Below are 23,226 nucleotides of genomic sequence, written 5' to 3'. Positions count from 1 at the left end.
GGTTGTGAGAGCCGATATTCTGCGCGCCTTCAACAAGACTGCCAATGTCATGCTGTACAGGAGCTAACCGCAAAAGTTGGTGATGGGTTTCACGCGGCGTGATTTTGGTTTGCATCACTCTCGATGCCATTCGTGAAGATGACACCCTGTATTATCTTAGGCAATTGATTTTTGCCTCTCAATTTCTGCCAGCGCTTCTCCGCTGCCTTGATCAGCATGAAGACCATTGGCATTGCAGTATCCCGGGAGAGGCAATTCTTGGTTTGCCTTGTTCTATGGCGCACAGTTGCAAAGGTTGATTCAATTGGATTGGTGGTTCTGATATGCCCCCAATGCTCAGCAGGAAAGTCATAAAAAGCCAACAGTTCGATCCTATCCTTGGCAAGGCATTGCGTGGCTTTGGGGTATTTAACCTCAAATTTCTCTATGAAAAGATCAAAAGCCGTCTCTGCATCTGCACGATTTTCCGCCATCCAGATATCCTGTAGATCCTTTTTCGCTTTGGCCTGCAAGGATTTAGGCATTTTGCTTAGGACGTTCATTGTCTTGTGGACCCAGCAGCGTTGAGCTTTTGTTGTGCCAAAGACTTCCCGCAATGCCGCCCAGAAACCCAGAGCACCATCTCCCACTGCTAATTTCGGTTCGATCTGCAGGCCACGAGCTTTGAGAGCAAGCAATAGTTCCCGCCAGCTCTGAGTATCTTCCCGGTAGCCATCATCAAAGCCAATCAGCTCTTTCTTGCCTTCCGGTGTTGCCCCGATCAACACCAGAATACAGCGACTTTCCCGTTCTCCCCGGGCTTTCAGATAGATGCCATCTGCCCACATATAAACGTAGTTGCGCGCTGACAGGTCTCGAGTTTTCCACTCTTCCCATAAAGATCGCCAGCTTTTGACAAGGCCGCGGATGACATCCGGCGAAAGGTTGGGAGCATCAACACCCAACAAAGCACTTAAAGCTTGCTGAACATCATTGGTGGAAACCCCACGCAAATAGAGCGCTGGGATCAATTCATCAAGACTGGTTGAACGGCGCAGATAATTAGGTAACAGATTGGAATGGTAATGAATTTTCTCTTCTGCATTCTCATCTCGATCCCGGATCCGAGGTTTGCTGACCGTGACAGGCCCAACCCCAGTTTGGACCTGGCGCTCTGGCAAATGCCCATGCCGGACCACCCGCTGACGGCCATCTGGTAATTTTAAGTCCGAGTAAAGCGAAAGCACGCTCATGACTTCACTCTCAATGGCCGCTCGCAAAAGTTGCTGTGCACCCGAACGCAAAACTTCCGTGAGCGCATCTTGAAATTCCCCTGGCTGCACAAGCGGGATAACACTATCATCTGTCATAGGCGTATCAGCTCCTCTGGAGTCAAAAGCAAGCTTCGAACACTTGCTATGATACGCCGCAATTCACTCCGTCACCAAGATTCACCGTTAGCTCCATGAAGAAGTACAGCAATCCACCCAGATGGTATGCGTCGAGCTTCTCAACGGTGATAAGAATATTCGGGACATCCCCCTGAGTATGAGCCTTCAGGCTGGCCTCCAGGATACTGTCTTGAATAAACTGCAAAGAGCGCCCCTCAAGGAAGTTCAGATTGTCTATGTCGTCTGGGTCATTTGGAATGCAAACATCTTCATATTCCTGACCAATGCTGACAGTTGTTTCAAAGAAGTGACGGCGTCCTTCCTGAACATACTGACCTAAGGAATGAAGGTCGGTGGAATAAAGCGCACTGGCGGGAAATAGCCCTTTGCCGTCTTTTCCTTCACTCTCGCCAAACAACTGCTTCCACCATTCAGCTATGAACGTGAAATACGGCTCATAGGTAACAAGCAGCTCAATTGCTTTGCCTTTTTGATAAAGGATCTTTCGGGCCAGAGCATAATTTAGCGCAGGATTGTGATCAGCATCTAACGGCAGACAATCTTTGCGAATTGCCTTTGCACCTTCGATCAATGCGGTGATATCAATTCCGGCAACCGCCAATGGAAGCAAGCCCACCGGAGTAAACACAGAAAACCTTCCACCAACCTCATTCGGCAAGTGGAAAAGCGGATAGTTATATGCCGCTACCATGTCCTTCAGGGGCCCACGGTCTTGGTCAGTGGTCACAAAAATGCGTTCACGAGCACCCTCAGGTCCAAAGCGCTGCTCCAGAACGTGTTTCAAAATGCGGAAGGTTACCGCTGTTTCCAACGCAATCCCTTCCTTTGCAATCACGTTGATGCAATAGTTTTTCTCGGCAAGCCTGTCGAGGACTTCTCGAAGATAACGCCCGCTAAGCGTGTGTGCAGCAAAAATAATCTCAGTGCCTTCACCCCCTTTAAACGCAGGCGAAAGCGCTTCAATTATTGCTTTGTGACCTAGATAAGACCCACCAATGCCAATGCAAACAAAACAATCAAACTTGCTTTTGATATGCTTAGCAGTCTCCTTAATTTTGGAGAGGTCATTCTCTTTGATCTCATCTGGAAGATCTACCCAGCCGAGAAATTGGTTCCCAGCTCCAGACCCCTCACGAATTTGCTGAAGAGCAAGTTGTCCGTACGCAGTAAGTTGCTTGAACTCATGCTTCCCGATGAACTGATCCAGATACTGATTGTCGAGTTTAATCATGTTAAATCCAAGTGTAAACGGCTTTGCACTTAAGTGCGTGGATCCGAAGCCTTAGAGGAAAATTGTCGAGATTAGAGGGATGAAGGTGATCAAAAGCAAGGCCACGAACATGCCGAGCAGCATTGGCAGCGACCCTATGAACACGCTTTGAACCGAAGTTCTGGAGATTTGATTGGCAACATAGAGGTTTCCGCCAAGTGGAGGCGTGATGAAGCCCAGGCCTAGTCCCATAATAAGCATGATACCGAATTGGTATCGGTTCATTCCAAATTCCGTTACCAACGGATAAAGCAGTGGCGTCAGGATGATGATGGAAGCAAGGGTATCCATAAAGCACCCAACAAAGATCAAAAGTGCAATAATGACCAACATGGTGCCGATTTTACCCGATACAGATTCGGCCATGATCGTTGTGATCAATTCTGGAACGGCTTGTGACGTCAGCAATTTTCCGAGTGCGACAGCGAACGGAATCAAGAACATTGCCACAATTGTGATGATCGCGGCCTGTGAAAGCACCGAATAGACTTCTTTGAACTTAAGGTCCTTATGAACGAAAACTCCAATAATGAAAGCATAAAGACAAGCAACCGCAGCGGATTCTGTCGGTGTGAATATGCCGGAGTAGATACCGCCCAAAATGACCACAGGAGTGAAGATTGCCCACCGTGCCCGTTTCAATGCCACCAGACGGGTTTTCCAGGTACCCTTTTCGCGTACACCACCCCAACCATGCTTCTTTGATACAAGATATGCTGGAACTGCCATGCTCAGAGCAAAAACTATTCCAGGAATTATCCCGGCAATGAACATTGTTGAGACTGATGTGCCAAATTGGGTAAGCGAATAAATGATCATAGGATTTGAAGGCGGAATAATAATCGCAATCACACCTGAACATGCGGCAACACCTGCAGCAAAACCTGGTGCGTAACCTTGTTTGATCATGGCGGGAATAGTTATGGAGCCAACAGCTGCTACGGTCGCAGGAGCGGAACCTGAAAGTCCACCAAACAAAAGACAAGCAAAGACGGTTACGATAGCCAATCCGCCTGGCATGTGACCAATGAATTCATCCGCCAAATCCAAAATACGCTGTGCCACTCCCCCAGTGGCCATCAGTACCCCGGCAAGAACAAACATGGGAATTGCAAGCATTGGGAAGCTATCAAGTGCCTGATAAGCATCCATGGCAATTTCGATTGTATCGAGCTCAAGTGACCAGAACGCAAGAAATAGCGACAAGCCTAAACTGATCGCAATTGGAACATGAATTAGTATCAGTAAAAAAAACGTCGAAATGACAAAGATGATTTCTAAAGTTTCCATTGTCATCCTCCCCCTAGGTTATAACTTTGATGTTACTGCTTTGTTATAGTTTATAATGCAGTAATACATGCTTTGAAGAAGACGAATTATTGTAATAGAAAAACTGAATGGAAGAATTGAAATCAACATCCAGTAAGGAAGGCGTAATCCTTCAGATTCTGTTTCTAACATGCGGTGAAATTCTGCTGCATTACTAGAGGCTAAGATGAACAGATAGCAAAATACAACAAACAGCAATTTAGATACGAGTTGAAAAGCTAACCGTACTTTGGGAGAAGTGGTTTCGGGCAACAAGTCAATGATCACGTGTCGGTCAGCTTTCACGGCCCATGGCACGCCCATGAAAACAATCGAGATCATAATTATTCTTGCGATTTCATCGGTATATGCGCTTGGTGAGTTCAGCACGTAACGAATAAAAACTTCGAAATTTAGCGATAAAGCCAAATACCCAAGTAAAACGCTACAAACAAATTCCTCAAATCTGTCGGCGACCAACCTTATTATTTTTATAATCAACTCACGTACTCCAAAAAAAAAGCGAAAGGGCTCCCGTGGGGAGCCCAAACGTTCTAATTATTTCAGCTTTGCGGTCGCTGCTTTAACGGCGTTGTAGAATTCCATTTCGTCATCATTGAAATCTTTGATGGCGATTGCAGCAGAGCTATCTTGGATCACTGTACGGAATTCTTCACGCTCTGCGTCTGTAGGGAAGTAAACTTCCACATTTTGAGCTTCAAGCGCTTTGTAAGCTACGTCGAGGTTTGCCTCAAACTCAGGGATAGTTTCCATAACTGCTTTATCAGCAGCTTCCTGGATCACATCACGTACGTCCTGAGGGAAGCCTTTCCATGTCTTGTAGTTCACGAAGTACAAGGTGCCATGTGGCTGAAGGTTCAGCACATTCAATTTTTTACCGACTTCGTGTAGAGCGAATGCAACGGCGGTTGCTGGTGGGATTGCTAAACCATCGACTGTACCGGTTTGCAATGCAGTATAAACTTCAGAAATACCCAGAGTGGTTGGGCCGCCGCCGAGTTTTGTAATGATGTTGCGTTCAACAACACTTGGTGTCACCCGAATTTTAAGTCCCTCAAGGTCAGAAGGAGTGCGGATAGACTTTTCAGAAGTCATTAAGCCGCGGAATTCAAATGGAACAACTGCAAGAAGATGCAGATTTTTCTTATGCAGGTTCTTCTGGAATGTATCAGTAACCTCACCACTCAGACGCCCATTAGGGTAGAAAATATCCATTCCCTGTTTTGCATCTTTAATGATGAATGGAATGTCCATAACACGGGCAGCTGGAACCACAGCGCCGGTATTAGCAGCAGATGAACCGGCACTTTGAACTTGGCTACCAAGTTGTGTCTTTTGCAAAAGCTGTACGTCATTTCCGAGCGCTCCACCGATGCTCAGATCAATGTTTACGCGCCCTTCGCTGAGTTCATCAACATACTTCTGGAATGTCTGAACTGTGGTTGACCACGGCGTGCCGTCGGCGGTTGTCGTTGCCAAAGTCATGGAATAATCGGCGGCGCTCGCAATGCTGCTGGCAGCCATGAATGAGAGCGCAATTACGGATGTCTTGATCGCTTTTGTTGATAGTAGCACTTCTAAACCCTCTATTTTCAACTCCCGCGTATTTACTTAGCGAAAGCCTGCAAGACATTATCAATACTCCAGGTATTGATAATACTACTAGATTCACAAGCTAACTCGCCAAAATACATCTTTGTGATATACTAATTTCTAAACGCGAAAATTGGGCAAAGTACGTATTTTTTGTAAATTATTTGTCATTTATGTTGATATGTGTCGATAAATGAGAAATTTGGTAAGCAGTGAACAGTAATTATTCCAGAATGTTACAATAATATACTATAATGATCATTATTATGCTTGAACAGACAAATATCAACGAGTATGGTAGTTTAAACGAAAGGGAAGCAACACAAAGTGATGTCGCTCTCTTGCTGCCATTAAAAATAAATCTTCGAACATCGCTTTGTGACCGGGTTTGTAGAGTGCAACTGATGCTGCAAAAAAGAGCATTTGGTCATTTTTGGAAAGTTCAAGCTTATGCCAATTATACTGTGTCTTGGAAATAGTACTTGGGACAGGATCTATTCTGTTGAAGAAATTCCATCGCAAGCCACCAAGTATTTCTCAAATCAACTCTTGGAAGTTGGAGGTGGCGTCGCAGCGACTGCTGCCGTCGCAGCGGCTCGCTTGGGTGCTCGCGTTTTCTTTGCGGGTCGCCAGGGTAACGACACTGTTGGAGATCAAATCACTCTGGATTTTGCAAAGTATAATGTAGATACCAGATTTCTTCGCAAGTTCGATTCTGTTCTCTCACCCAGTGCCGTGGTTCATGTTGACAAACGGGGTGAGCGTCAGATCACCGTTCTCAAAGATCTCAATATGCCGACAGATGCGGCTTGGATTGATGAGACAATGCTCGATGGCGTTGATTGCGTGCTTTGTGATTGCACATGGCCAGAAGGTGCAGAGCGCATTCTGTCTCTTGCCCGAGAGCTAAACATTGAAACCGTGATTGATGCAGATATCGGCGGTGAAGGTCTTCGGAAGCTACTTCCTCTGGGTACTCATGTTGCCTTTTCCCATCCAGCGCTCCGCGATTTCTCAAAAACGGACAATACTGAAGAGGCACTGAAGATCGCGCAGCAGTTCGTCAAGGGAACCGTTTATGTGACGCAGGGCGAAAAGGGTTGTTTTTGGCTTGAGGGTGGAAAATTGCAGCACCTTCCAGCCTACCAAGTCGATGTGGTTGATACCACCGGCGCTGGCGATGTCTTTCATGGCGCTCTTGCCCTTGCAATTTCCGAAAAAGCGCAATGCGTAGAAGCCGTTCGCTTCGCGAGTGCAACCGCTGCGCTCAAGTGTACACAAGTCGGTGGGCGCGCCGGCATTCCGCAAAAAGCGCAAGTTCTCGAATTTATAAATAATAATATACAGGAGTAACAGATGCCTTTAGTAACATTGCGGGAAGTACTGGATGACGCCCGACAGAATAACTATGCAGTCCCAAGCTTCAATGCAGTTGACGTCAACCTGGCACGCGGCCTTATATTGGCAGCTGAAGCTGAGCGCTCACCAATCATCTTGAATCTTGGTCAGGGACAATTCCGCTTTACTCCACTGGAAATCATGGCGCCGGTCATGAAGCAATTGGCGGCAGAAGCTACAGTTCCTGTGGTGACCCATCTAGATCACGGTAAGTCCGTTGATGTGTGTATTCGCGCATTAAGACAGGGCTTTTCATCTGTTATGTATGATGGTTCCGCTCTGCCAATCGAAGAAAATATTGCAAACACTATCGAAGTTGTACGGATTGCCAAGTATTTTGGAGCTTCTGTTGAGGCCGAAATTGGTAAGGTTGGAAATACTGAAACCGGTGACGAAGAGCAGGATAACACAGAGATCACAGATGACCTTCTGACAACTCCTGAACAGGCCGTTCGTTTTATGGAAGCTGTAGAAGTAGACGCGCTTGCAGTCGCTTTTGGAACAGCGCATGGCCTTTACAAAGGTGATCCGAAACTTGATTTTGAGCGTTTGCGCTCCATTCGGGAAAAAGTAAGCGTCCCGCTTGTTATGCATGGTGGTTCCGGTCTGGAAGACAGCGCCTTCCATGAAGCCATTCGCCATGGTGTTGCAAAAATCAACTACTTCACCCAGATGTCGCATGACGTGGCAAAACAATGCCAGAAAGCCTTTCATGAGGCTGAAGATGAGTACTATCACGACGCCATCCTGACAGCCGTATCAGCCACTCAAGAGCATTCTTCCAGAGTGATGCGCGTTTTTGGCAGTAGCGGCCGCGCATAAGCAAAGCTCAGGTTTGGACCTCAAGAGATTTATGAGACTTTCATGAAGACAGTACAGTTCGAATATGGTTCAGGGTTTATGCCAGCAGAGCTGCCAGACAGCGCTGACATTTTTATTCCTGGCGAGACTGTTAAGGATCCAGCACATCTGGAAGATCCTATTGCAGCAACACGTGAAGCCATCCTTAACCCGATTGGCATGCCTCCAATAAGCCAAAGCGTAAGCAGGGGCTCAAAAATCACAATCGTGTTCCCGGATCGTGTCAAAGGCGGCTCCCACGATACGGCACACCGGCGCGTTTCCATTCCTATTGTATTGGAGGAATGCCTCAAAGCTGGTGTCGAGAAAAAAGACATCGCCCTGATTTGCAGCAATGGCCTGCACAGGAAAAACACGGAACAGGAACTGCTTGAGATTCTAGGCCCGGAAGTATTTAATGCATACTACTGGGAGGGGCAGGTCACAAACCACGACAGTGAAGACTGGGACAACCTCGTTGATCTGGGCCGCAATGAACACGGCGACAAAGTTGTCATGAACAAGACCGTTTATGACTCCGATTTGGTTGTCATGATCGGGCATACGCTTGGTAATCCATATGGTGGGTACTCCGGCGGCTACAAACATACCGCCACCGGCATCACCAATTGGGAATGCATCGCATCGCACCACATTCCTCGGGTTATGCATCGTGATGACTTTACTCCTGTCAATAAACACAGCCTGATGCGCCAGAAGTTTGACCAAATCGGCAAATGGATGGAAAAATGCATGGGTAATAAGTTCTTCACCTGTGATGCTGTCCTTGATACATTTGGTAAACAGATCGCTGTCTTCGCTGGTGGGTGTGGGGATATTCAACCCCTGAGCTTTGAAGTTGCTGATAAGCGGACCTATGCAAACTGGGCGACTAAAAAGTACGACATCATGATGTTCGGCATGCCGCAGAACTTTCACTACGGCAATGGACATGGCACCAATCCCGTATTGATGATGCAAGCAATCGCAGCGCAGATCGTCCGCCACAAACGAGTCATGACCGACAACTGTGTTGTCATTTGCTCATCTCTTTGCAATGGGTATTTCCATGACGAGGAGTTTCCCTCCTATCGCAAACTATATGACCTGTTCCAGAGCGAGTATCACAACACACTTGTCGATCTGAACAAGCATATCGAGTATCTCTCCCTCGATGAGGAAATGATCAAGAAGTACCGGTTTAACTACGGGTATCACCCATTCCACGGCTTCTCCATGACGTCTTGTGGTCACATCGCTGAGATGAATACCAAGGCTGTTTATATTGTCGGTGCTCAAGAACCGGGCTTTGCTCGCGGCATGGGCATGAAAACGCGCGCCACTTTTGAAGAAGCCTTGCAAGATGCAACCCGTTACACCGGTGAAAATCCAAACATCCTGGCATTGCCTCATGCATTCACGCGCGCAGCTATGCACTTGGGCAATAAGGATTAGGACGGGGTCAGGCGTATGAATAAGAAAGAAATCTTGATAAACCTGAAAAGGTTTGAAGTTAATCGTGAACTGGGTGGTGTCTGTGATGGCACACACCCAGGTGAGTGGCTTAAACAGACCATTCAACGCATTGCTGAGGCCGGTTTGGGGTGCGCAGACCAGTTTAACCTGAGCATTTTTGTATCTGATGTGATGCTGCCTTTTGCATTGGAGCAATATGCGTCACTTGATGCAGACACAAAGACCAACTTTGCTATCGGTTCGCAAAGCTGCCACTTTGATGATGTCAGCCCCGGTGGAAATTTCGGCGCCTTCACGTCTCACAATATCGCTAGTACTCAGGCAACACTTGGTGCAGCAAGCTGCCTCATTGGTCATTGTGAAGAACGTATGGGTCTTCGCAAGGTCATTGGTCTGTTTGCTGATGAAATTCAGGCAGAAAACCATCTGCATGACAAAGCTGCTAATAAGGTCGCCAGCTCTGTCCTGGGCGATAAGATATCTTGTGCTTTGAAGCAGGACATGAAGATCGTTCTGTGTGTGGGTGAAACAGCTGAACAACAAGGCCCTGGTTCATTTGAAGATCAGCAGCCACGGATCAAATCTGTTATCGCCACCCAGCTCAAAGAGGGGCTATCCAAAGCAGCATCAAAACTGAGCTTGGAAAATCTGGTAATAGCATATGAGCCCGTCTGGGCGATTGGGCCGGGAAAAACCCCGCCAGACCAAGAATACATTGAATTCATTGCCAGCTTTATCAAAGAGCAAGTGAAAGACACAATTGGATTTGCTCCAAAGGTTGTTTATGGCGGTGGTTTGAAGCGTGAAAATGCTGCAATGCTTGCGGGTGTTGAGGCTCTTGATGGTGGTTTGATTGCTTTGACCAACTTCACCCCACCTATTGGTTTTCAGGTGGATGAACTGTGTCGGATACTCGAAAGCTACACATCACAAGCACCTAAATAGCTTTCCGCGGTGAATCTAATGCCGGTTTTGGTTCTGCGAACTGGCATTAGGTCGCGAGTAGCCGCCCTAGCTCCATCCAGGCCTTAAAGAACACAAGGACTAAACATCAGCGCGACAACTGAACCTGTGAATTTCATAGGCTGCTGGATTTGGTTCCAAGACCTGAATTTTTCCTTTTTTATGCGGAATGCCCAGAATGGCAAACAGTCTTCTATCATCATTTTCACTCGCTCGTTCCTGGCATAAACAGGTGAACAAGAATTCCCTTAGAGCAGACGCTATTGCTGGCTTGACCAACGCCGCAATTGTTCTGCCTCAAGGAGTTGCCTTCGCTATCATTGCCGGACTGCCCCCTCAATATGGCCTTTACACAGCAATGATCACACCGATTATTGCAGCGCTTTGGGGGTCGTCTACCATTATGATTTCCGGTCCGACCACAGCAATTTCTGCGGTCATGTTTGCTGCGATTGCTGAGCTGGCTGTTCCGGGGACGCCACTTTATGTTCAGTTCGCCTTAGCGCTTACAATCATGGTTGGCCTGTTTCAGCTCATCGGCGGTTTGTGCCGGTTGGGAGGCCTGATCTCCTTTATTTCGCATTCGGTGATGATCGGCTTTACAGCAGCAGCAGCAGTGCTAATTGCGGTTTCACAGTTAAGTGGAGCATTTGGAGTCTCGGTTGAAGGCGGTGGCGGTGTTATTGTTCGTTTGATGCGTTTGAGTGGAGAACTGGTGAATTTCTCGCCACTGGCGTTGGGTATCGCTTTAGCATCCTTTGGAACCATTGTTCTTTCGCTGAAGATCAGCAAGAAACTGCCCGCCTATTTTCTTGCGCTTGTTGTCGGAATGGTCGTCGGAAAAGTTTTCAATGCCGATGAAGCCGGGATCGCAATGTTCAAGGACTTGCCTTCCATTACGCCTGCATTTGGAATTCCTCAGATATCCTTACATGAAATTGGTTTGCTGCTTCCAAGCGCTATCTCAGTTGCATTTATTGGCTTGCTCACTTCCATTAGTATCGGTCGCACCTTTGCCATGCGTCGGGGCGAGCGCTACGATGCAAATCAGGAAATTGTCGGGCAGGGGCTTTCCAATATCGTCGGCGGGTTTCTCCAGTCCTACGCCGGGTCAGGGTCGTTCACCAGATCGGCTCTCAACGCAGAAGCTGGCGGAAGAACACCATTTTCTGCCATCTTCGCCTCGGTATTTCTGGTGGGCCTGTTGTTTATGGTTTCTCCGCTTGTTTCCAGCATCCCAGTTCCGGCGATGGCGGGCATTATCCTAAACGTTGCTTACAGGCTCATTGATTTTAAAGAGATAAAACACATTGTCTCTATCAGCCAGAGTGAGGCAGCTATTCTCTTCGTAACCTTTTTTACCGGTATCCTCGTCAACCTGGAGACTTCGATTTTCTCAGGAATCTTTGTCTCACTGATTGTGTTTATTAATAGAAGTGCAAAAACAGACGTCGCTGCAATTGCACCAGCAATTTATCACGGTCGCAGGCAGATGCGGGATATTGAAGCATATAAGCTCGAGCAATGCCCGCAGATTAACATCTTGCGGATCGAGGGGTCTCTGTTCTTCGGCTCAGTGGAAGGTATCGAACAGGAATTTCGCCGCCTCGAAACACGGTTTCCCGACGCCAAGTTTAAGCTCTTAGTCTTAAAAGGTATCGGTCATATAGACATGTCGTCTTCTGATCTGATCATAGATGAAATCGAAAAACTACGTGCAAATGCGGGCGATTATCACATAGTGGCCTCCTATATTGGGCTGACAAGCGCCTTAAGGCGAATGCACGTTACTGATGTGTTGGGCGAAGAGAATCTCCACGCATCAAAAGCAGATGCGGTCGCGGTTCTGACCGAACACGTCAATCACGACATTTGCGCTAACTGTCATATTCGAAACTTCCATGAGTGTGCATCCAAACCATGTCCTGTGGGGTCTATGCCCACAAATGTCCCCGCAGAAATTTTGGACCTGCCCTATGAAGAACCGCAGGCAGTCTCCGGGCTGCTGGGAGTGAAGCATTATTTGAAACGGGTGAGGGGCTGACCAGAACGCACACTCAAACACAGACAGAACGCTGATCGAATGAACTGAACGAAAAAATAAGGCAACTTACATGTGTACCAAAGAAGAAAAAAAACTCGCACATACTGTTACCACCCCTTCTTTTCATCAGAGCACCGTTGATGGGGGGATGGATAAAAAGCAGCTGCACGTACACTTGGATGTAACAGGTGGTATTGCAGGGGATATGTTTGCAGCCGCGATGTTGGATGCCAATCCCCGGCTCAGAAAACCGCTTTTGGAAATACTCAACTCTCTGGGTTTGGAAGAAAATCCGGATGTTGAACTTGCGCAGTACACAGATGGGATGTTCTGCGGTCAGCAATTCAAAGTCACCTTGCCTACCAATGATCTCCATCATCACGATCACGATCACGATCACGATCACGATCACGACCACGACCATGACCACGACCACGACCATGACCATGACCATAGCCATGCCAGCTGGAGCAATATCCGCAACTGGCTGAATAAACTGGAACTTGATGCAGAAGCAAAGCGCCAGGCACACGGCATTTTTTCTCTACTTGCCGAAGCGGAGGCAACCATTCATGGCAAGTCTATTGATGACGTCTGCTTTCATGAGGTCGGTGCCTGGGATTCGATTGTAGATATTATTGCCGCAGGGTGGTTGATTGCCCGATTGGGAGACGCCTCTTGGAGTGTTTCTACTCTGCCATGGGGGGGAGGCCTCGCCCGAACGGATCATGGCCTTATTCCGGTCCCTGCACCTGCAACTATGGAGCTTTTGAAAGGGTTTGTGTTTCGTGATGATGGCGTTACCGGAGAACGTATCACACCGACCGGTGCGGCAATCCTTGCATGGCTTAAGCCAGATTTCAGAGCGCTATCCGGCGGATTAATTGCATATGGTCATGGTTTCGGTTCGCGAAAACTGGAGGGCATGAGCAACATTCTTCGTGTCAGCGTTGTTGATCGTCAAACGAAACAGACCACCGATACGATTGTTGTCATGGAGTGCGATATTGACGACCAGAGCCCGGAGTCGCTTGCCGTAGGCTTGGAGCAGCTGCGCCTGGATGATCATGTGCTCGACCTTTTGCAAACACCTGGATACGGCAAAAAGAACCGTATGACCAACCAGATCCGTCTGCTGGTTAAAACTGGTCATCAGGAACGCATCGCCAAACAAATTTTTGCTCAGACCACCACAATTGGAATTCGTTGGTATCAGGCCGAACGCTTCACACTGCGAAGAGGCGAACTGTGCTCACACCCACATGATGTGCGTATCAAATGGGTGGAGCGGCCAGAGATTGGCAAAACGCTGAAAGTGGAAATGGACGATCTGGCAAAACATGGACACCACCATCACCACCGCGAGGAAATCCGCCGCGAGTGTGAGAAGACGCTCAAAGGGGAACTTAACAATGAATAGTGAAAAATATGAGGAACTGCGGGCGGTCATCAAGGGCTTGAAGACGTGCAGTGTTGCTTTGAGTGGCGGTGTAGACAGCATGACGCTGGCGGCAGTTGCCCACGATATTCTTGGTGAGCAAGCCACCATGGTCCATGCCGTTTCCGCAGCAGTGCCTGAGGAAGCGAGTCAGCGCGTGAGAACTTACGCTAAGCGGTTGGGCTGGAAACTGATTGAGATCAACTCCGGCGAAATCACAGCTCCAGATTATAAGCGTAATCCTGCAAACCGTTGTTATTATTGCAAAAGTTGCCTCTATACCTCTATTGCTATGCTTCAGGTGGGTACAATTATATCCGGCACCAATTTGGATGATCTCAGCGATTATCGCCCAGGCCTGATTGCAGCCAAAGAGCGTGAGGTTCGCCATCCGTTTGTTGAAGCTAAGATCTCAAAAGCAGAACTTAGGCAGATTGCGGAGTTTCTTGGGTTAGATGATCTTGCTCAGCTTCCGGCCTCACCATGTTTGTCCAGCCGCATTGAAACCGGCATTCAGATCAATCCGGATGATTTGAGACTGGTCGAGAGAATTGAGAGCAAGGTCCGCTCACAGATTGAAGCTGAAAATATTCGGTGCCGGGTCCAACCAGAAGTATTGAGCGTTGAAATTGATGAGCCGGTTCTTCTTGGTATTCCTGAGGATGAACGCGACGCCCTGATCAGCACACTAGAGCCGATTGTTGCCGAACATCAGATGAACCGGAAAATCTTGCTTTCGCCCTATAAAAAAGGCAGTGCATTTAAGGTGATACAATAATGGAAGTTCAGCTTGATCTATTGCGCCGGGTGCGCACGGGGCTGGAAGAGGCAATCTTTTGCGAAGGCAAGTCTCCAGACCAGATCAACGGAATTTGCGAGACTGCCAATTCCAGTGGTTACCGATTGCTCCTCACCAGATTGACCAGTGAGAAATTCAGCTCGCTTTCTGAAGCCGCTAGAACGCTCATAGATTATGACGTGGTATCGAACACTGCAATCCTTGGGGAAAAAACTCTTTCCCCTGCTGCGCACGTTGCTGTCGTTTCCGGCGGAACCTCTGATGTCCCAGTCTGCAAAGAGGTTGTTCGAACACTCAATTATCACGGGTTTGGCTGCGACGAATTTTACGATCTGGGCGTGACAGGCCTTTGGCGTTTGATGGACCGCCTACCAGATCTCAGAAAATATAAAGTCATTATTGCAGCCGCTGGAATGGAGGCTGCACTGCCAACTGTTCTTGGTGGACTTATCAAAGCGCCTGTGATCGCTCTGCCCACGTCCATTGGTTACGGGGTGGCGCAAGGGGGTAAGGTTGCATTGCAGTCTTGCCTCGCAAGTTGCTCAGGAAGTCTACTAACAGTCAATATTGACAACGGCTTTGGGGCGGCTTGTGCTGCCATCAAGATACTTCAGATCAGTGAACCTCAAAACAATCCCTCTCAATAAGTGACACTTCTCTAGTTTTCGATTAGCGCCATCCCGTGCAAAAATCGTACCTGAAAAATAACGCATATCGGGGAATTTGCCGTTTCAAAATTTGATCCACCATATCAAGGGATCGCCATTCACGCCGCAATTATAGGCGCAAGTGTTATTTTGACCTTAGTAGTTATCATAGCTGTCGTTAAGGCTCGCTGGCAAAGATAAGGCCTGTTGCAAACTATATTTCAGGGTCTATCAGCCCTGAAATCTTTTTGTCTATGCTGCGACCAGAATCCCCTGCCGTTCCCGCAATATCCCAAGGCCTCACCAATACCGGAGTATTCCCTCAAGCTGCGCGCATATTAACGATGTCCAGTGCTTGTTCGGCGGATAATCTTTCCTCCGGGGAGAGTTTCAGTAAGCCTTTTATCGCACCCTTGATGTTCTCGGGGACCTCAAGCAAGTGTCCCTCAACCTTCTCGTCCAGCTGGGCCTGATCGTTGCTACTGCCATTTCTGAAGATTTGCAGTTCATCAATCAGTGCTTGCTGGCTTGTTTTGCCGGATGCGGCAGCCACCAGCAAGAGGCCACCAGCCCACGAATCCACTTTGCCAGTGATGTGCTCACCATCCTTAAATCGCTCAGGCGGTTGAATGTTGGGGGCGCCACCGATTTCATAATTGAAGTGTTGTCCGTCTTCACAGTCTGCTGCAATGCCCTCATGGGCAGAGGCTGCATCAAAATCAATAATGATTGGTTCGGTGCTTTCTGGGTCACGGAAGAGAATATTGTCTGCCTTTAGATCTTGATGGAAAATGTTACGTTTTTGCAAAAAAGCGACACCGGCGAGCAAACCATCAGCAAAGTCATTCAGCGGTTCCTCGTCCATCCCCTTGTCATCCGGCAACCGTGCGTCCAGACTACCGCCGGTCAATTTCTCCGTAATTACAAAAGGTTCCCCAAATTCTGTCAGGCCAGAGCCTTTTACCTTCAGCACATTTTTACTTCCCTTAGCCTCATCAAAATGAGAAAGAGCCGTCAAAATCTTTGCCTCATGAATAAGCATTTCTGCACCGATGAACGTCAACGGTTGATCCGGCCCGTTGCTGTAGGTATTGGGACGTTTGATGACAGCATTTTCGATATGGGGGTAATCTTGCAAGACGCCTGTCGCGCCAAAGGCGAGGACATTGGCTGCATTGGCCGCCCCGCCGATGATCGGTGGACCCAATTTGCCCGTAACGTCCATAGCATGTTCAGAGGCTCTGAAGTGATTGCCGAGGGCTCCCGCATTCCGGCCGCGCAATCCCCCAAATTCAAAGGCGGAGGGGACGGAGGCGGCGTCAATAACCATGGTGCCGTCAGGTTTGTCGCTTACTCTGATTGGGCTGTTATCCGGCGGTGTTTCGCGGCGCGTACGTTGGTTTAATTCCCGATGAAGCGGAACAGATGCTTCACGTTCAAACTCAGGAAGTGCATCAATATCACCTTGCTGAGCTTGAGGCTCGGACATATCCTGCATCTGTACAGAACCGGCGATGAGGGGCTCATCCTGTGCGGCAGCAAGGTCAATGTTGAGCGCTTTCGCGACGTCGGTCACCCACTGATCATGCTCTGGGTGCGAGGGATCATTAGCTTCCTCTGGGACGTTATCATTCTCGCGAACCACTACCTAACTCCTGAAATCAGTTCGGTTTTTGGGGTAGTATCGACGGTCTCGCCTAGACTGCAAGGCAGTCAGCTAAAACGAAGTATAGGTGTGCCTACCATAACTAAGAAAATTGCACTGCTTTGCTTCATTCTCTGTTATTTTTATTTTATGGTCTCAGCAAGTTCCAACACCTCAATTTCCGAGATGTTATCTTGCTGGCGACATCGAAAAGTGGCTTGTTGCTCTTCTCCAATCTCGATATCATCATGCTCTTCATCATCTCTTAATCTCAAATTGAGAATCCTATCTATCACCTAAATCCGTTGCTCCTGTTCTGGAGCTAAGTTTCATCAATGCGCCAGCTCGGCTTCCAACCAGCTCGACGCGTGCCAACGAAGGCGCTTTACAGGTTGCAGGGCGTAGTGCTGAACCCGGCGATAGATGGTGATATGGTCCACTCCACTCCTAGTCCTCACTCGGCCAGCATTTCCTCAAGATCACGATAGATGATGCCATATTTTCAGTAACGCCTTATGGCTCATAAAATGATTTCACCTGAGATGGAGAAACTTGAAATCTGACCTTGCGACGCTCCCCTGTCTGACGTCAGCCCTTATGGGTCCAAATAGCAGTATTTGATAAGAGAGTGTTGTTGGCTCATCGTAACCACTGAGGAGTGGTACATGAGACAGACCATGTTGCATGGGTCAGAATTAGCGCGTGGCTTGCCCAAACCCGTAAATTTGGGTTTAAGAAACACGCTCGAACGCGGGGCGTCCGAGGGCAGTCATTGTGTTGAGAACGGCGACGCTAACTTTTGCCTCCGTCTTCTGATTTTCAAACTCTCGTGATTAGAGCCTGGCCCCGATCACTTGCTTTTAGCGGCCCATCAAGGTTTCTCCTCGCGCCCGTTGACCGTACCCGGTTTGCTTCTGCCAGGCCATCTTGCCATTCGTTTGAATGGCGAGAATATCCTTGTCACGCGCAGTGGGAGCGGTCTCAGCCTGAGGGCTGGGAACTGCGGTTTTGGGTGGCGGAATAATGACCTCCACGCCCTCAAAGCGGTTCGCCAATTCTTTCCGGTTTTGCTCGCCATCATAGGCTGTCAGTGCTGGATGTATTCTCTCCAAAAGCGCTGGTTGAAAATTCCCCACTTTTTCAGCTTTGACTTTTGTTTGAAGGGGCATGCCCCTTCAAACAAAAGTTGGCCAAACTCTCCTCTACGTTCCTGTTGGAAAGAAGGGGTGTGGAGGAGTGGTCAATCTAGGGAAGATCGTAATGATCCATAATTTGAAGCAGCAGGGACTGTCTGTAAGTGCCATAGCGCGCAAAGCCGGGCTGGATAGAAAGACGGTCAGCAAATACTTACACCAAGGCCTTGAAGCTCCTGTCTACGGCCCCCGCCAGCGTGACGGGCGTGTACTGGAGGAATACAAAGGCTATTTACTTGAGCGACTGGAGCGGTTTCCCGGTCTATCTGCCCGGCGCTTGCTTCGTGAGCTGAAGACACTGGGGTTTAAGGGCGGTTACTCCACTGTAACGGAATATCTTCGCCTGATCCGTCCAGCTCCTCCGCATGCATTTGAACGGCGCTTTGAGACAGCACCAGGCCAGCAGGCACAGGTAGATTTTGCTGAGTTTCAGGTGGCGTTCACCAGTGAACCAGATGTGGTGCGAAAAGTCTTTTTGTTTTCAATGGTGCTGAGTAATTCACGGTTTTTGTGGGGGCGCTATTGTGCCAATCAAAAACTAGAGACAGTCCTGCGTTGTCATATCGCGGCCTTTGAGGTCTTCGGCGGAGCGACACTGGAAGTCCTGTATGATCGCATGAAGACAGCCGTTCTGGGAGAGGAGCCAGATGGCACTGTTCTTTTTAATCCTGCTCTTGTCGCTCTTCTGGACCATTATGGCGCTCAGCCGGATGCCTGCCAGCCCTACCGGGCCAAAACCAAGGGCAAGGTGGAGCGGCCATTTCGTTACATCCGGCAGGATTTCTTCCTTGGTCGTACGGTCCGCGATCTGGACGATCTTAATGCCCAGTTCACACGCTGGTGCAAGGAAATTGCCAATGCCCGTGTTCATGCCACCACCAACCGTGTGGTGGGCGAGGTCTTTGGAGAGGAACAGCCCGCTCTGATCCCTTTGCCAGCGCACCCTTATGATGCTGTTTTACTGGTGGAGCGGCGAGTCACGCGTGATGGCATGGTCTCCGTTGGAGGTAATCTTTATTCAGTGCCGGACACCGTTAAGAAACGGATGGTCGAAGTCCAGCATCACCCGCAAGAGGTGCGCATCTATGAAAACGGTCAGCTCATCGCCACCCATCCGGTCATGGAGGGAAAGAACCAGCGCCGGGTTGATCCATGCCATCGCAAGGCTCCTCCACGGGCAACACAGCGCCGTCGTCTGGCTGCGGAGCCAACCAAACACAGCGGTGTAAACCAACGCCCACTGGAGTTCTATGAAGCGGTAGGTCAACGACTTGCCAGTACTGGAGGTAAGCCATGAGTTCGCTCAGTAAACGCATTCAGTCTTCACTGGTAGGCTTAAAAATGCCGCGGGCTTTAGAGGTGCTCGACCACACGCTGAGCCAATTGGAACAAGGGGAACTCACGGCACTGGAGGCCCTGGATTCTCTGCTCAATGAAGAATATTCAACACGCGAGGGCCGCCGTATCGGCGTCGCCCTGACGACAGCGCGGCTTACTCCGATAAAAACACTGGAAAGCTTCGACTTTACCTTCCAGCCCTCGCTGGACAGGGATCGCATCATGGCTCTAGCCGAACTGGAGTTCATCACTCGCAATGAAGTGGTACACTTTCTCGGTCCACCTGGTACAGGAAAGAGCCATCTGGCAACTGCTCTTGGGGTTGCAGCCGTTAAAGCGGGTAAACGGGTGTATCGCATTGCTTTAGCTCACCTCATCGAAGCCTTGGCAAAAGCTGAAAAAGAAGGGCGGTTGACTGAGAAACTACGCTTCTTTGCACGAACTTCACTGCTAATCGTCGATGAAATCGGTTATCTGCCAATTACCAATGGGGGAGCAAACTTGTTCTTCCAGCTCGTCAATGCCAAATATGAAAAGGGATCCATGATCCTCACCTCAAACCGTGGCTTTGCGGAATGGGGGGAGATCTTTGGTGATCGCGTTATTGCCACAGCCCTTCTCGATCGGCTTTTGCATCATGCCGTCGTCATCCAGATCGAAGGTGCTAGTTATCGGTTGCGCAGCCATGCGGACCTCATGCCAGAGCACGTACGGGCTAACGCTTCAATAGCTCCACCTCCACCACCAAAACGACGCGGCAGGCCACCCAAAAAGGAGAGTTAGACCCACAGAAAAGGCTGGTCACCAAATACTCAAACTGAGGACTTTCCGTCCAGCACATGTGGGGAAATTTGACTCAGCATTGACATAGGCACCATCGCCAAGAAACCTGGCAACCGGGCCTTCAACTTGGCCCAACAATTCTGGCAAGGTCGTCGGGTCGCCAACACTCTCTTCAGTGAGTTCAGAGCACAAAATTTCGCCGGTGTTCAAGTCCCGGCCAAGGTGCAATTTGCGCCAGGATCTGCGCTTTATCCTGGTTCCATGCTTGGTTTCCTGCCATTCACCTGCACCAAAGATCTTCAAGCCAGTACTGTCAACCACCAGATGCACGGGCTCTTTTCCAATCTTTGATTTTATGTTTGAAAGCTGCAAGTTTCCCGCTCTGCGAGACAAGGTTGAAAAATCAGGTACTGGAAGATCTAGCTTCATAAGCCTGAACACAGAGCGCAGGAAACCTTGCGTCTGGCGTAGCGCCAGACCAAAGACCGCTCGGGCCGTCAGGCACACTTCAATCGCCAGAGCAGAGTATTGGGGCTGGCCACCACGCGTTGTTCTCTTGCTTGCTGACCAACTCTGAGCAACATCATGGCTGATCCACACACTCACATCTGCGCGCTGCCTCAGGCTCTCATTGTAATCACTCCAGTTCGTGACACGATAGCCGGGCTTCGCAAATTTGTGGCGCTGTGAGGCGTTGTACTTATGCGGCATTAGAACCTGATGAGACCATGAAAAGTGCTGAAGCTTAAACCTGTGTCTCGATCCCTGCAACAAGGTCCGACGCATGTACGATACCAGCGAATATTCCATTTCCGATCTGGCGGAAATGTTTACCGTCTCCCGACCAACGGTGTACCGCACATTGGCGAGAACTAAAGTCTCTTGAACTCTCTTGCCTAAATGATCTATATTTAGTACCTTTATTAGAGTCATAATGTGATCTATAAAGAAATCCAATTATTGGTCTGGAGGTCGAGCAATGAACTTTATCCATGCGGATCTAACCGCCAGCGTCACTGAACTGAAGAAAAACCCGTCAGCGCTGATTGCCAATGCAGCGGGCTCTCTGATCGCTATCCTCAACAACAACTCCCCAGCGGCCTACCTGGTTCCTGCAGAAACCTATGCCGCCATGATTGAAGCTTTGGAAGATCTTGAGCTTACCAAGGTAGCAGAGCAACGCCTTGAGGATGGGGGAGTTCCGGTGAAGGTCAATCTTAATGACCTCTAAATACGGGCTCGAATTTCATCCGAAAGCACTGAAAGACTTCTCTAAACTTGGAGCACCCATTCGGGAGCAGTTTAAGGCCAAACTCGCGAAGGTCCTTGAAGAACCACATATTCCATCAGCAATGCTGCGCGGTGGATTGAAGGGCACTTACAAAATTAAACTTCGCGGCTCGGGGTTTCGCCTCGTTTACAAGGTAGAGGAAGAACGACTGATCGTTCTGGTTTTGTCGGTCGGTAAGCGCGACAAGAGTGCAGCCTACGAGCGTGCGCAGGAGTAAGTTAGCTGACGTGTGACGGTATAATAAAGTTTGTAATCTCAGTTGAGTGCTAAGCTTCTGACATTACTAATTTTATGAAGGTACTTAGCAAAATTGGCGCTCTCGGTCCGATGCAAACACCATTAACCCTTGCTGTTAAACCCTTGCAACAAGGCCGATCTGGTTCGCGTGAACATCAAAGTCTTGAGCTAACTCACTCAAGGTCTTCTCTCCGCGAATAGCAGCAAGCGCCACTTTCGCTTTAAAAGCCGGGCTATGGTTCCGGCGGGGACGTCTGCTCATGGTGTTCTCCTGTTGGTGGCATCATGCCAGTTTCAGGAGCTAAATCCACTTATACTACCTGTCCAAAAAACCTGAGCCAGCTCTACTCTGGAAGGCATCGAAGTGGCACACATGATCCGCAAAGGACAAATCGGAGCAAGGGGTCAGTCAGTTTTCCAGGTCATCACGAGCCTTGCAGAATAGGTGTGTCCAGAGATAAACCCATCTTAACCATCGGAAAACTTTGCGACACAACCGCCGCACTTTTATCGCCCACAAATGGTTCCGTGATTTGGTGATATCACAGGCTCTGATGCTGTTTGGGAAGTAAAGACTTAAACTAGTCAGATGGTGGATGGAAAACAAAAAACTCGCTCCCTTACGAGGCGAGAAGATCTGCTCAAAGCCTTGCAGAGCGGAAGCAGCGCTGCATATGAGCGCTGCTTTTTTGGTCGGAATCATTAGCGGAGGTCGCTGATTTTCAGGTGATCCATATCAGTGAACTCCTGATTTTCTCCGGTCATGCCCCAAATGAAAGTATAGGCTTTGGTGCCCACGCCGCTGTGAATTGACCAGCTTGGTGAAATGACGGCCTGTTCATTGTGAACCAGAATATGGCGCGTTTCTTTTGGCTCGCCCATCATGTGGAACACAGCATTGTCCTCCACGATATCGAAGTACATGTAAACTTCCATACGTCGTTCATGGGTGTGAGAGGGCATTGTGTTCCAAACACTACCTGGAGCAAGGCGGGTCAAGCCCATAGTCAGCTGGCATGTCTCCAAAACAGCAGGAACCAGGAACTTGCATATGGTGCGTTCGTTGCAAGTTTCCTTTGAGCCCAGTGAAACGTGCTCTGCTTGTGCGCTGGTAATCTTTTTAATTGGGAAAACGGCATGAGCCGGTACGCTGTTGTAATAGAATTTGGCAGGGTTTCGGGCGTCTTTTGATGCGTAGGTCAAAACCTTTGCGCCCTTGCCGACGTAAAGCGCTTCTTCGTTGCCAATTTCATAGGCGGTGCCATCCACATCAATTACACCATCGCCGCCCAGATTGATGAAGCCAATCTCACGGCGCTCAAGGAAGTGACTTGTACCGATCTGTTTACCTAGCTCTGCTGAAAACACCAGTTTCTCGGTGAGAGGAACAATGCCTCCAAGAATAATGCGATCGATATGACTGTAAGTCATTGTTATCTCGCCTGGTTTGAACACCTCTGGCACCAGAAATTCACTACGAAGTCCTTCAGTGTCCAATTGCTTTGCATGTGCGCTATGAATGCTCTGCCGAACGTCCATTTTAGTTACCTA

22 protein-coding genes and 2 pseudogenes are annotated in these 23,226 nt (G+C 48.8%); 13 read left to right on the top strand and 11 right to left on the bottom strand.

What is annotated here, in order from left to right; translation table 11 throughout:
• Positions 1-89: 89 nt before the first annotated feature.
• The 4 genes from BLS62_RS29770 to BLS62_RS29750 form a co-directional block, all read right to left on the bottom strand.
• Positions 90-1,349 (bottom strand): IS256 family transposase, encoded by a 1,260-nt coding sequence (locus BLS62_RS29770; protein ID WP_093175281.1) that lies wholly within the window; start codon positions 1,347-1,349, stop codon positions 90-92.
• A gap of 46 nt (positions 1,350-1,395) precedes the next feature.
• A complete protein-coding gene (locus BLS62_RS29765; protein WP_093191307.1) occupies positions 1,396-2,622 on the bottom strand; it encodes a glucose-6-phosphate isomerase in 1,227 nt (408 codons plus the stop codon).
• A 51-nt stretch (positions 2,623-2,673) separates the two neighbouring features.
• Positions 2,674-3,951, bottom strand: coding sequence for a TRAP transporter large permease (locus tag BLS62_RS29760; protein ID WP_159436609.1), 1,278 nt, complete (start codon positions 3,949-3,951; stop codon positions 2,674-2,676).
• 576 nt (positions 3,952-4,527) lie between these two features.
• Complete coding sequence (locus tag BLS62_RS29750; protein ID WP_143521642.1) at positions 4,528-5,565, bottom strand: TRAP transporter substrate-binding protein; 1,038 nt, start codon at positions 5,563-5,565, stop codon at positions 4,528-4,530.
• Between the two features lie 468 nt (positions 5,566-6,033).
• Here BLS62_RS29750 and BLS62_RS29745 point away from each other — a divergent pair, with 468 nt between their 5' ends.
• The 8 genes from BLS62_RS29745 (at position 6,034) to larB (ending at position 15,188) form a co-directional block, all read left to right on the top strand.
• Positions 6,034-6,936 (top strand): PfkB family carbohydrate kinase, encoded by a 903-nt coding sequence (locus BLS62_RS29745; protein WP_093191287.1) that lies wholly within the window; start codon positions 6,034-6,036, stop codon positions 6,934-6,936.
• Between the two features lie 3 nt (positions 6,937-6,939).
• Positions 6,940-7,803 (top strand): class II fructose-bisphosphate aldolase, encoded by an 864-nt coding sequence (locus tag BLS62_RS29740; RefSeq protein ID WP_093191282.1) that lies wholly within the window; start codon positions 6,940-6,942, stop codon positions 7,801-7,803.
• 42 nt (positions 7,804-7,845) lie between these two features.
• The gene (locus BLS62_RS29735; RefSeq protein WP_093191277.1) at positions 7,846-9,276 is read left to right on the top strand and encodes a lactate racemase domain-containing protein; all 1,431 of its coding nucleotides are present in this window, start codon (positions 7,846-7,848) and stop codon (positions 9,274-9,276) included.
• A gap of 15 nt (positions 9,277-9,291) precedes the next feature.
• Positions 9,292-10,242 (top strand): triose-phosphate isomerase, encoded by a 951-nt coding sequence (locus tag BLS62_RS29730; RefSeq protein ID WP_093191273.1) that lies wholly within the window; start codon positions 9,292-9,294, stop codon positions 10,240-10,242.
• A 196-nt stretch (positions 10,243-10,438) separates the two neighbouring features.
• Positions 10,439-12,304, top strand: a complete 1,866-nt coding sequence (locus BLS62_RS29725) for a SulP family inorganic anion transporter (RefSeq protein WP_208991305.1) — start codon at positions 10,439-10,441, stop codon at positions 12,302-12,304.
• A gap of 148 nt (positions 12,305-12,452) precedes the next feature.
• Complete coding sequence (locus tag BLS62_RS29720) at positions 12,453-13,724, top strand: nickel pincer cofactor biosynthesis protein LarC (protein ID WP_159436607.1); 1,272 nt, start codon at positions 12,453-12,455, stop codon at positions 13,722-13,724.
• Positions 13,717-14,520, top strand: coding sequence for an ATP-dependent sacrificial sulfur transferase LarE (gene larE, locus BLS62_RS29715; protein ID WP_093191260.1), 804 nt, complete (start codon positions 13,717-13,719; stop codon positions 14,518-14,520). Before BLS62_RS29720 ends, larE begins: the two co-directional genes overlap by 8 nt.
• Positions 14,520-15,188: a nickel pincer cofactor biosynthesis protein LarB gene (larB, locus tag BLS62_RS29710; protein ID WP_093191256.1), complete on the top strand. Its 669-nt coding sequence runs from the start codon at positions 14,520-14,522 to the stop codon at positions 15,186-15,188. The genes larE and larB overlap by 1 nt, the downstream gene beginning before the upstream one ends.
• Before the next feature lie 322 nt (positions 15,189-15,510).
• Here the strand turns inward: larB and BLS62_RS29705 are convergent, their stop codons facing one another.
• The 4 genes and pseudogenes from BLS62_RS29705 to BLS62_RS29700 form a co-directional block, all read right to left on the bottom strand.
• Positions 15,511-16,833, bottom strand: coding sequence for a protein kinase domain-containing protein (locus BLS62_RS29705; RefSeq protein ID WP_208991304.1), 1,323 nt, complete (start codon positions 16,831-16,833; stop codon positions 15,511-15,513).
• A gap of 143 nt (positions 16,834-16,976) precedes the next feature.
• Positions 16,977-17,108 (bottom strand): hypothetical protein, encoded by a 132-nt coding sequence (locus BLS62_RS32700; protein ID WP_280141895.1) that lies wholly within the window; start codon positions 17,106-17,108, stop codon positions 16,977-16,979.
• Positions 17,109-17,201: 93 nt separating this feature from the next.
• Positions 17,202-17,350 (bottom strand): annotated as a pseudogene (locus BLS62_RS32435) (IS6 family transposase); the annotation flags it as partial.
• A gap of 343 nt (positions 17,351-17,693) precedes the next feature.
• Positions 17,694-18,002 carry a hypothetical protein gene (locus BLS62_RS29700; protein ID WP_093191251.1) on the bottom strand — a complete coding sequence of 103 codons (309 nt, stop codon included), beginning with the start codon at positions 18,000-18,002 and terminating at the stop codon, positions 17,694-17,696.
• 67 nt (positions 18,003-18,069) lie between these two features.
• Here BLS62_RS29700 and istA point away from each other — a divergent pair, with 67 nt between their 5' ends.
• The gene (istA, locus tag BLS62_RS29695) at positions 18,070-19,323 is read left to right on the top strand and encodes an IS21 family transposase (RefSeq protein ID WP_093189048.1); all 1,254 of its coding nucleotides are present in this window, start codon (positions 18,070-18,072) and stop codon (positions 19,321-19,323) included.
• Positions 19,320-20,147: an IS21-like element helper ATPase IstB gene (gene istB / locus BLS62_RS29690; RefSeq protein ID WP_093175407.1), complete on the top strand. Its 828-nt coding sequence runs from the start codon at positions 19,320-19,322 to the stop codon at positions 20,145-20,147. Before istA ends, istB begins: the two co-directional genes overlap by 4 nt.
• A gap of 18 nt (positions 20,148-20,165) precedes the next feature.
• Here istB and BLS62_RS29685 read toward each other — a convergent pair whose 3' ends face one another.
• Complete coding sequence (locus BLS62_RS29685; RefSeq protein WP_159436606.1) at positions 20,166-20,858, bottom strand: IS5 family transposase; 693 nt, start codon at positions 20,856-20,858, stop codon at positions 20,166-20,168.
• Positions 20,859-20,898: 40 nt separating this feature from the next.
• Between BLS62_RS29685 and BLS62_RS29680 the strand changes: the two genes are divergently transcribed.
• From BLS62_RS29680 to BLS62_RS29670, 3 genes are all read left to right on the top strand, one after another.
• Complete coding sequence (locus BLS62_RS29680; protein ID WP_280141898.1) at positions 20,899-21,033, top strand: helix-turn-helix domain-containing protein; 135 nt, start codon at positions 20,899-20,901, stop codon at positions 21,031-21,033.
• Positions 21,034-21,126: 93 nt separating this feature from the next.
• Positions 21,127-21,378 (top strand): type II toxin-antitoxin system Phd/YefM family antitoxin, encoded by a 252-nt coding sequence (locus BLS62_RS29675; RefSeq protein WP_093191242.1) that lies wholly within the window; start codon positions 21,127-21,129, stop codon positions 21,376-21,378.
• Positions 21,368-21,655, top strand: coding sequence for a type II toxin-antitoxin system RelE family toxin (locus BLS62_RS29670; RefSeq protein WP_093191237.1), 288 nt, complete (start codon positions 21,368-21,370; stop codon positions 21,653-21,655). The genes BLS62_RS29675 and BLS62_RS29670 overlap by 11 nt, the downstream gene beginning before the upstream one ends.
• A gap of 156 nt (positions 21,656-21,811) precedes the next feature.
• Here BLS62_RS29670 and BLS62_RS30600 read toward each other — a convergent pair.
• A pseudogene (locus BLS62_RS30600) lies at positions 21,812-21,937 on the bottom strand (transposase); the annotation flags it as partial.
• Between the two features lie 440 nt (positions 21,938-22,377).
• Positions 22,378-23,214, bottom strand: a complete 837-nt coding sequence (kduI, locus tag BLS62_RS29660) for a 5-dehydro-4-deoxy-D-glucuronate isomerase (RefSeq protein WP_093191228.1) — start codon at positions 23,212-23,214, stop codon at positions 22,378-22,380.
• Positions 23,215-23,226: the final 12 nt, after the last annotated feature.

The organism is Pseudovibrio sp. Tun.PSC04-5.I4, from assembly GCF_900104145.1.
Classification (GTDB): Bacteria; Pseudomonadota; Alphaproteobacteria; order Rhizobiales; family Stappiaceae; genus Pseudovibrio.
This window is presented reverse-complemented; position numbering and strand designations above follow the sequence as displayed.